Here is a 3,136-nt window from a genome sequence, read left to right on the forward strand (position 1 = left end):
CCACTTTCGGCGCCCGCTAATTTTTTTTAAACCCCCCCCCCCCCCCCCCCCCCCCCCCCCCCCCCCCCCCCGCCCGCCCCCCCCCCCCCCGGCGGGGGGGCCCGCTGCCGTGCTCGTGGGCCGCTCCTGCCGCCCGTCAGGCCTTGTAGCAGGCCACCAGGGTGTCGTAGTCGCCGAGCGGCGTGACCTCCGTACGGGCGAAGCCGGCGTGCTCGGCGTAGCCGACGATCTCCGCGGCCGGGTACTCCGAGCCCCCGTCGGTGACGAGGAGCATGTCGAGGCTGATCACCAGGTTCTCGGCGTGCTCGGGCTCGTCGTCCAGCATCCGGTCGTAGACCAGCAGGGTGCCGCCGGGGTTGACCGCGTCGAAGGCCTTGTGGACCAGCATGCTCCGCTGTCCGGGGTCCCAGTCGTGCAGGACGTGGCCGAGGATCACCACGTCGGCCGAGGGCAGCGGGTCGGTGAAGAAGCTGCCGCCGTGGAACTCCAGCCTGCCGCCGAGGCCCAGCTCCTCGATCAGCTCCTTGGCGAAGGGCTCCATCTCGGGCAGGTCGAAGACGTGCCCGGCGAGGTGCGGCCGGGCCCGGACGATCTGCGAGGCGAGGTTGCCGCGGGCACCGCCGACATCGAGCACCGAGGCGTGCCCGGACCAGTCGTACGCCTCGATCAGCTGGGCGCCGAGCACGTTGGTGAAGGCGTCCATGCTGCCGATGAACTGGCGCAGGATCGCCGGGTTCTGCGTCACCTCGTCGTAGTGACTGCCGGACTGCTGCTGCCCGGTGCGCAGGGCCTCCTCCAGGCGGCCCCACGCCGGGTAGAGGTTGCGGCTGGAGCGCAGCAGGAAGCCGCCGATGTACTCGTCGGCGCCGCGCACCAGGTGCCGTTCGGTGCCGGGGGCGTTGCGGTAGCGGCCGTCGGTGCGCTCCAGGATCCGCAGCGCCACCAGCAGGTCGAGGAAGTCGCGCAGGCCGCGTCCGTGCAGCCCGAGCGCCTGCCTGACCTCGCCCTCGTCGGCCGATCCGCCCGGGGCGTTGTGCAGGTGGGTGAACAGGTCGAGCTCGACGGCGGTCAGCAGGGCCTTGGCGTCGCAGAACGCGTTGCCGAGGCGCAGGATCCCGGCGGCAGTGCCGACGTCCGGGGCCGTGGTCGTCATGATGAGGACTCCTTCCTGGACGCCTGCCTGCCAGGCGCCGCACCTGTCGGCCTGAGAGGCTGTCAGCAGGGCGTGGAGAGGGCCTCGAAGCTCCCTGGAGGCCCGCGGCCCGGCCGCCGCACCCGACGGCGCCCGACCGCGAGGCCAGGAATCCTCGAGGCACCGCCGGTAACTCTTGGTCCGGTCGCAGTGCGGCGGATCAACCGGCACTGTTCGTCTGTTCATGAGGGGACACGCATGTATGACGTGAACATCCCTGTGCTGATCGTGGGAGCGGGGCCGGTCGGCCTCTCCACCGCCCTGTTCAGCGGGCGGCACGGGATCCGCACCATGGTGCTGGAGAAGCGCGACGGCACCTCGCTGCTGCCCCGCGCCCCGGGCCTCCAGGCGCGCACCCTGGAGCTGTTCCGGGCGGCCGGCATCTCCGCGGACATCCGGGCGCTGGAGATGGGTGACTCGCACCCCTACTTCGAGGGCGGCATCATCCAGGTCGACACGTTCTCCGACATCGACGACGCCGTGGTGCTGGAGTCGCCGTCGCTGGACGGCCCGACCGTCAGCCCGGAGCGGGTGATGGGCTGCGGCCAGGACCGGTACGAGAAGGTGCTGGTGGAGAAGGCCCGGGAGTTCGGCGCCGACGTCCGGTTCGGCACCCGGCTGGTGGAGTTCACCCAGGACGCGGACGGGGTGACCGCGGTCGCCGAGGAGAACGCCACCGGCCGGCGCTTCACCATCCGCGCCGACTACCTGGTGGGCGCGGACGGCGCGAACAGCAGCGTCCGCCGGCACCTCGGGGTGGAGCGCGAGGGGCGCGGCACGGTGTTCAACGCGCTCAGCATCTACTTCAAGGCGCCCGAGCTGGAGACCGTGCTCAAGGGCCGCAGGTTCATCCTCTGCTACGCGAAGGTCGACGGCACCCTGATGGGGCTGTCCCGGCTGCACGGCTGCGACCCGTACCTGGCCGCGCCGATCTACCACCCCGAGCGCGGCGAGAAGCCGGAGGACTTCACCGACGAGCGCTGCGTCGAGATCGTCCGGACCGCGGCGGGCAAGGCGGACCTGGCGGTGGAGATCGTCGACAAGGTGCCGTGGCAGGGCGCCCAGCTGGTCGCCGAGCGGTTCCGCACCCAGCGGGTCTTCCTGGCCGGCGACGCCGCCCATCTGCACCCGCCCGCGGGCGGCTTCGGCGCCAACACGGGCATCCACGACGCCCACAACCTGGCCTGGAAGCTGGCGGCCGTGCTCAAGGGCTGGGCGGGCGACGGACTGCTCGACAGCTACCACGACGAGCGGCACGCGGTCGGCTCCGCGATGGCCGCGCAGGCGATGGTCCGCAACCGGATCCGGCACGGCCACGCCACCGAGCAGGACCACGCGGAGATGGTGGACGACATCATCATCACGCTCGGCTACCGGTACACCTCGCCGTCGATCGTCAGCGACACCACCGGCCCGGTGCTCACGCCCAAGCTGCGGCTCACCGGGGAGCCGGGCACCCGCGCCCCGCACGTGTGGGTCGAGCGCGACGGCGCGATCGTCTCCACCATCGACCTGTTCTGGGACGCGTACGTGCTGCTCACCGACGACGCCGGGACCCCCTGGGCCGAGGCGGCGGTCGCGGCGGCCGAGCGGCTCGGCGTGCCGCTGCGGGTGCACCGCGTCGGCCCGGCGAGCGAGCTGCGGCCGAAGGACCGCGACTGGGCCGAGGCGTACGGGGTCGGCGCCGGCGGTGCCGTGCTGGTCCGCCCGGACGCCTTCGTCGCCTGGCGGGCCACCGGCCCGGGCGGCGCGGACGCCGGGCAGGTGCTGGCGGACGCGCTGGGCCGGTCGGCCGGCCTGCGCTGACCGCACACGCCGAGGGGCCCGCGCCCGGAAACCCCGAGCGGGCCCCCCCGGCCGCGCGCGCAGAGTGCCCGGGGCGCCCGCAGCCCCACCCAGGCGCTTATACACAACACCCAGCCCACCCCACGGTAAGCAATGCGG

The 3,136-nt window shown here is 73.1% G+C and carries 2 protein-coding genes; one reads left to right on the forward strand and one right to left on the reverse strand.

The features are described from left to right. Positions 1-136: 136 nt before the first annotated feature. Positions 137-1,153 (reverse strand): methyltransferase, encoded by a 1,017-nt coding sequence (locus ACFVIU_RS31720; RefSeq protein WP_385846742.1) that lies wholly within the window; start codon positions 1,151-1,153, stop codon positions 137-139. A 237-nt stretch (positions 1,154-1,390) separates the two neighbouring features. On the opposite strand from ACFVIU_RS31720, the gene ACFVIU_RS31725 reads away from it, so the two are divergent. Beyond that, positions 1,391-2,998, forward strand: coding sequence for an FAD-dependent monooxygenase (locus ACFVIU_RS31725; RefSeq protein WP_385846744.1), 1,608 nt, complete (start codon positions 1,391-1,393; stop codon positions 2,996-2,998). Positions 2,999-3,136 lie beyond the last annotated feature (138 nt).

The sequence above is a fragment of the Streptomyces sp. NPDC127190 genome, from assembly GCF_042672505.1.
In the GTDB taxonomy this organism is placed as follows: domain Bacteria; phylum Actinomycetota; class Actinomycetes; order Streptomycetales; family Streptomycetaceae; genus Streptomyces.